4 protein-coding genes and 2 tRNA genes are annotated in these 7,042 nt (G+C 31.7%); 1 reads left to right on the plus strand and 5 read right to left on the minus strand.

The features are described from left to right. Positions 1-239: 239 nt before the first annotated feature. The 4 genes from ACVC08_RS01775 to mutS all read right to left on the minus strand — a co-directional run bounded on the left by ACVC08_RS01775 (position 240) and on the right by mutS (position 5,761). Positions 240-1,832, minus strand: a complete 1,593-nt coding sequence (locus ACVC08_RS01775) for a DUF885 family protein (RefSeq protein WP_452600766.1) — start codon at positions 1,830-1,832, stop codon at positions 240-242. A 964-nt stretch (positions 1,833-2,796) separates the two neighbouring features. Then, positions 2,797-2,880: transfer RNA gene (locus tag ACVC08_RS01780), tRNA-Leu, on the minus strand. A 29-nt stretch (positions 2,881-2,909) separates the two neighbouring features. After that, positions 2,910-2,981: transfer RNA gene (locus ACVC08_RS01785), tRNA-Gly, on the minus strand. Between the two features lie 167 nt (positions 2,982-3,148). After that, entirely contained in the window at positions 3,149-5,761 is a 2,613-nt protein-coding gene (gene mutS / locus ACVC08_RS01790; protein WP_452600767.1) for a DNA mismatch repair protein MutS, read from the minus strand. 118 nt (positions 5,762-5,879) lie between these two features. Between mutS and ACVC08_RS01795 the strand changes: the two genes are divergently transcribed. Further along, positions 5,880-6,410 carry an RNA methyltransferase gene (locus tag ACVC08_RS01795; protein WP_452600768.1) on the plus strand — a complete coding sequence of 177 codons (531 nt, stop codon included), beginning with the start codon at positions 5,880-5,882 and terminating at the stop codon, positions 6,408-6,410. 168 nt (positions 6,411-6,578) lie between these two features. Here ACVC08_RS01795 and ACVC08_RS01800 read toward each other — a convergent pair whose 3' ends face one another. After that, entirely contained in the window at positions 6,579-6,965 is a 387-nt protein-coding gene (locus tag ACVC08_RS01800) for a DUF418 domain-containing protein (RefSeq protein WP_452600769.1), read from the minus strand. Positions 6,966-7,042: the final 77 nt, after the last annotated feature.

The following is a 7,042-nucleotide window of genomic DNA, read 5'->3' on the forward strand; positions in this document are numbered from 1 at the left end:
CTCACTTAACAGAAAACTAGTGAATAGTTTTTCTTGATACTCTTTTTTACCTTGCATAACTAAAGTTAATGATTTTTAAAACTAGTTTGAGAAAACTATAGTATCTTTATAAACAGAGTTGTGCAACATGCACAACGTGTAAGCGTCTTTTTTAAGGGTCTAAAAATTTAACTTAGTTTGTCTTAAAAAACACAAAAGCCTCTTAAAAAGAGGCTTGTAGAAAATTGTTTTATGTGAAATTATAGGCTTGTGCAACGGTTACCATTGTTGGGTTTAGGTATGTTTCGGTTCTTTAATTTGAATTCTAACAAGTCTAATGGGATAAAATTTTCTTTGAATAATTTATCATTAAATACTTTTAAGGACATTTTCCCTGTATCTACAAGTTCTTCTTTTAGACGCATAAACTGAAGTCCACCAATTAAATAATCAATTGGATACGAGTTAACCGCTCTGTTGGTTTCAGCAATAGCTACAAAATGGTCTGCTCCAACTTTATTTTTAAAAAATGAAATACACTCTTCTTTAGTCCATTTTTGGGTATGGTAATTAATGGAAGTAATAACTCTAGCGGCTCGTAATTTTTGAAAAAATAACATACCCAATTTATCTTCATTGGTTTTTGCAAACCCTTTATCATATAATAAGAGTTCCCAATAAAAGGCCATTCCTTCGCTCCATAAAGCACTAAAGCTATAGCCTTTGCGGTACGGCTTTTTTATATCCTCCATGTAATACTGCATAAAGTGGCCAGGGATGAGTTCATGAAAAATAACAGAGCGCGCAAAATGTGGATTGTTCATTCTCATAATTTGTAGTTTGTCATCCTTGTTCATATCTAAGGTTGGATAAGAAATCAATAATTTTGGACCACCAAGGAAAAAAGGTGCGCGTTGCTGAAGAAAATCTGGGACCATACCAATAGACCACGTTTCTTTTAAAATATCGGGAATTGTAATGAGTTCTTTTTCTTCAATAAAATCTAGGGCTTCATTTTGTAGTCTTTGTACTGTTTTTGGTTGCTCACCAAGTACTACATAAGAATTTTTAACTTTTTCATAGGCTTGTTTCCAATCGGTTTCAAATCCCATTTCTTTGCTTATTAGCTCTGTTTCTTTTTGACTTTTGTTAAAAAATTCTTCACTTATTTTATAAATCTCATCTACAGAATAAGGTAAATACCTAACTGAGGTAAGCTGTTGTTGAAGCTTATCTTTTCCTAGATATTGTATTTTTGGTATTTCAAATTGTTTTAATACAATAGCGTTTAAAGAGTCTAACTGTATTTCATAAGCAGTTTTGTATTTGTTTGTTTCAACATAGTAATTAGGTAGGTATTCATCAAATTGTTTAGACAAAAACGCAAGTGCCTCTTTTTGGTTTCTAATCATTTCCATTAATATTTGTCCTTCTTTATGGCCAAAATGACTCACTTGGTTTGTAAGTGTTTTTAATTTAAGGTTGATTTCCTCATAAGCTTTTTTAAGCTGTTGTGCAAATTTTTTGGGTGTTGGCGTTGTTCCTTGTTGACTTGCTGTGGCAGTTTCAATGATAAATCGCCCAATTTTTTCCCATTGACTTACAGCCTTGATACCGTTGAATTTATCCAGTAATTTTTCTAAATCAGCATCAATTCTCCTTTTTAATATGTGATAATCAATTTGTTGGTCAATACTTAAATTTTCATAATCAATCGCAGTCAACATATTGCTGAAATAATGGCAATTTTTTATTAATTGATTAACATATTGAGTGGTTGCATGATAATTATAAAAACTATTTAATCTCTCTGTGCTTACACTATAACTAGTTAAGATTTCCGATGTATTCACATTGTTTACATCATTGATGTTTTTCTACTTAAAAACCTTGTTGGTACAATTGGAAAAGATTGAAAGAAATCCAACAAATATTAAAATTCTATATTTATCCATGTTTTTATTTAATTAAACCTAACTAGTGTATATACGCAAGTTATAAATAAAATACAGATCTAATAAGGTTTGAGAGCTTTTTATTTTTCAATAATAAGAGGATTTATAATGGATTTTATAAAATTGTATATACGTATGTTTTTTAGTGTTTTAATATTAAGTAATGTTTGTATTAACTTTTTTGAACCAGAAGGGTTTTATATTGATATTACTTAGATGTGTTAAATATCTATGTAAAAATTAAAGTTTGTTTTTGTTCAATCTACAATAAGTTGCAGTTACTTATATGCAGCTTTTATTCATTTTTAATGTATTCTAATAATTAGTGTAATCATTTAATAATATAACGCAATCTAAGGTATTTTAATCAACTCTTTTTTTAAGTTCTTTAACTTACTTAAAGAGGTATAGGTGCTAATAAATACTTGTGAGTAAACAAAAAAGTTATCTCGGGTTATCTAGATAGTCTTTTAAACTTGTGAGTTTATGTTTTAGATTTTAAAGGCGAGAAGTTTAGCTTCAACGAATGTCCCAATCGTTCCGCCTTGTGAGATTTGGACAATGCCTATGCATCGACGATTGCTATTATCAATAAGGAGAATTTTAAACTCTTCAAAAAGACTAATCGTTAAATCATTCCAGTTTTCTAGAAACAATTTATCCGCACTTTTTGAGGATGAGATTTTAGGTCGGTTTCGTCTTAACCTTGTTCTTTTAAGAGAGGGGCATTTAGCTAATATTGGTTTTGAGAGAGCCTGTCATGGAAAGCACTATGACGCAATTATAGAATAAAAAATATACACATAAAAAATGTTGCACCCAAATAAAAAAGCCTTGCAAACAAATTGTTCGCAAGGCTTAGTACTGAAGACGGGACTTGAACCCGTACGTCCTAATGGACATTGGATTTTAAGTCCAACGTGTCTACCAATTCCACCACTTCAGCATTGGTATTTTTTATATAAAACAGGTCAGAGCGAAAGACGGGATTTGAACCCGCGACCCCCACCTTGGCAAGGTGATGCTCTACCCCTGAGCTACTTTCGCAGTTGTTAAATGAACGTTGCAACATTGCTATTGCGGATGCAAATTTAAGTCTTTTTTAGAAATACCAAAGCTTTTTTAAAAAAAATATTAAACTATTTTTTAGTGCATTGATTTTCAAGTTTCTAAAAATGCATTTTTTTTAGTTCATTTTTATAATTAATAAAACATTATGCTTTTTCTGTTTTTACTAGCATCCGTTTTATTTCATTTAATTTCATTAATGCTTCTACAGGTGTTAATGTATTAATATCTGTTAATAGGATTTCTTCCTTTATTTCTTCTAATAAAGGATCGTCTAGATTAAAGAAACTTAATTGCATGTCGTCTTTAATAGATTTCACTTTATCTGTTAGTTCTTCACTAGAATGTGACTGCTCTAACTTCTTTAAAATTTTATTAGCACGATGTAATACTTGTTGTGGCATTCCTGCTAATTTTGCTACATGAATTCCAAAACTATGTTCACTACCACCAGCCACTAGTTTTCTTAAAAATAATACGTTGTCTTTAAGTTCTTTTACAGAGACGTTAAAATTCTTAATACGACCAAATGTTTCTGTCATTTCATTAAGTTCATGGTAATGTGTTGCAAACAATGTTTTTGGTTTGGCTGGATGTTCGTGTAAATACTCGCTAATTGCCCAAGCTATAGAAATACCATCATAGGTACTTGTTCCACGACCTATTTCATCTAACAACACTAAACTTCTATCGCTTATATTATTTAATATAGAGGCGGTTTCATTCATTTCTACCATAAATGTAGATTCTCCCATAGATATATTATCGCTTGCTCCTACTCTAGTAAAGATTTTATCTACTAACCCTATTCTAGCCGTTTTAGCTGGTACAAAACTTCCTATTTGAGCTAATAACACTATTAATGCTGTTTGACGCAATATGGCCGATTTACCAGACATGTTTGGCCCCGTAATCATTATTATTTGTTGTGTGTCTCTGTCTAAAAATACATCGTTTGTAATATAGTCTTCTCCTATGGGTAATTGCTTTTCTATTACTGGGTGACGGCCTTCTTTTATTTCTAAATCATGCGAATCGTCTAGTGTTGGGTATACATAGTTATTATCGTTTGCTAATTGTGCAAAGCCACATAAACAATCTAATTGCCCTATTAAATATGCATTTTGTTGTACTGGTTTTATGTATTGATTCATCCATAATACCAAATCATTAAATAGTTGTTGTTCTATTGCTAAAATACGTTCTTCTGCTCCTAAAATTTTAGCTTCATATTCTTTTAATTCTTCGGTAATGTAGCGTTCTGCATTTACTAAGGTTTGTTTTCGTATCCACTCTTCTGGTACTTTATCTTTGTGCGTGTTACGTACTTCTATATAATATCCAAATACGTTATTTGAGGCTATTTTAAGCGACGTTATTCCTGTACGTTCACTTTCTCGCTCTAGCATTTTATCTAGATATTCTTTCCCTGAGTTTGATAGCCCTCGAAGCTCATCTAATTCTTTTGAAAAACCTACTGCTATTGTGTTTCCTTTTAAAACATTTACTGGCGCTTCTTCACTTACTGTTTTCTCAATTTTTTCGCGAAGCACTTTACAGGCTTGTAAATTATCGCCTATTATTTTTAAAGATTCGTTATCGCAATGCGACGCCATGTCTTTTATTGGCACAATAGCATCTAACGAGTTTTTAAGCTGGATAACTTCTCTAGGACTTACTTTACCTGTTGCTGTTTTAGAAATTAAACGTTCTAAATCGCCTATTTTTTTTATTTGATTTTGTATGTCATGGTGTACCGTTTTATCTTCTTTTAAAAACGAAACCACTTCATGACGTTGTTTTATTTTCTCTACATTTTTTAGAGGTAAAGCTAGCCAACGTTTTAACAAACGCCCGCCCATTGGAGAAATCGTTTTATCTATTACATTTAATAGTGTTACGGCATTATTATTTGTAGAATTATAAAGTTCTAAATTACGAATGGTAAAACGATCCATCCAAACATATTCATCTTCTGCAATACGAGATACCGATGCTATGTGCTGTAATTTGTTATGTTGTGTCTCTGCTAGATAATGCAAAATTGATCCAGCTGCAATAATACCTTCTTTTAAGTCCTGTATTCCAAATCCTTTTAACGATTTGGTATTAAAGTGTTTTAATAAGGTTTCGTTAGCATAATCTGTATGATATACCCAATCTTCCAAATTAAACGTATGGTAATCATTACCAAAGCTTTCGTTAAATTGTAAACGTTTTTGCTTAGATACCAAAACCTCGCTTGGACTAAAATTTTGTAATAACTTATCTATATACTCCTGGTTACCTTGTGCGGTTAAGAATTCGCCTGTGGAAATGTCTAGAAAAGAAATCCCAATACTGTTTTTTCCAAAGTAGACAGAACCTAAAAAGTTGTTTCTTTTGGATTGTAACACCTCATCATTAAGGGCTACTCCTGGTGTTACCAATTCTGTAACGCCTCGTTTTACAATTGTTTTTGTTTGTTTTGGATCTTCTAATTGATCGCAAATAGCAACCCGTTCTCCTGCTTTTACCAATTTAGGTAAATAGGTATTTAATGAGTGGTGTGGAAATCCTGCTAATTCTGTTTCACTCTCACTACCAGCGCCTCTTTTAGTTAGTATTATGCCTAGAATTCCTGCTGTTTTAACTGCATCCGAACCAAAGGTTTCATAAAAATCTCCTACTCGAAATAATAATAGTGCATCTGGATATTTAGCTTTAATGGCATTATACTGCTTCATTAAAGGGGTTACTTTTTTCGCTTTCTTTGCCAATGGATTGTTATTTTTATGTGCTACTTTTGCTTAAAATATAAGGATGCAATGTAACTATTATTTCATTTTTTATAAAGTGGAAGCGTTATAAGTTATCTATAATTATTCACAACAAAGCATGCGTAAATTAAAAAATAGCGAATTAGATAGGTTAAGTGTTGACGCTTTTAAATCGGCTAAGAAAACCCCAATTATTATTATTCTAGATAATATTAGAAGTTTAAATAATATTGGTTCTGTCTTTAGAACGAGTGACGCCTTTTTAATTGAAAAAATATTTTTGTGCGGTATTACTGCTACGCCACCCCATAAGGACATACACAAAACTGCTTTAGGCAGTACAGATACTGTTGTTTGGGAGCACGTTGAAAGTACTATAGAATTAACAAAAAGACTACAGGCCGAAGGCGTAAAAATATGCGCCATTGAGCAAGCTGAACAGACAATTATGTTACACACTTTTTCTCCTGAACCTGAAACTACTTACGCATTAGTTTTTGGAAACGAAGTAAAGGGTGTTGCCCAAGAGGTTGTAAGTGCTAGCGATTATGTTATTGAGATTCCTCAATTTGGTACTAAACACTCACTAAATATATCTGTTAGCTGTGGTATTGTAGTTTGGGATATTTTTAGCAAGCTAACAAATTAAGAGGTTTTATTGAGCGTAATTTTGCTATGCTTACTCATCACGAATAAACAACTACTCTTTAAATTGTTTTGTTTTATCTTTCTATAAACGTTAGGTTTTATATTTTAAAGACGTCGTTAATGTTTATAACCCTTTTTGTTTAGCAAAAATACCTTATGCTTTTCTCTCCTATTTAGGCACAGTACTCTCCGCCCTAATTGGGAATAACTTCTTATAAGTTAAACACCTCCAGATCCACTCTAGTGGTCCAAACCTAAAATGTTTTAACCAAATTTTACTGAATAGAACTTGAAATATAAAAACAAAAATTGCGACAATTAGTGCTTTTGAGGGGCTTAAAGTTTCGTAAAGTTTAAATCCTATTGATGAAAATAAAATTAAACCAATAAAGCTTTGCATTATATAATTGGTTAAAGCCATTCTGCCCACATATTTTAATGGTGACAAAATCTTTTTCCATTTAGTATTGTAATAAATCCAACCAATAGCCCAAAGTGGACATGCTATATTTGACAGGACAGTAAGAAGCGAGTTTATATATTTATAAACTTTAATAAAATAACAATGTCAAAACCACGAAATTTTTACACCAAAGAATTTAAACATAAAGCTGTAGAGCTTAGTTATGCAAA

Source organism: Pontimicrobium sp. MEBiC06410, from assembly GCF_053601615.1.

Excerpts from the sequence above, each read along its gene's own strand:
- ACVC08_RS01795 (WP_452600768.1), top strand. The coding sequence starts at position 5,880 with ATGCGTAAATTAAAAAATAGCGAATTAGATAGGTTAAGTGTTGACGCT.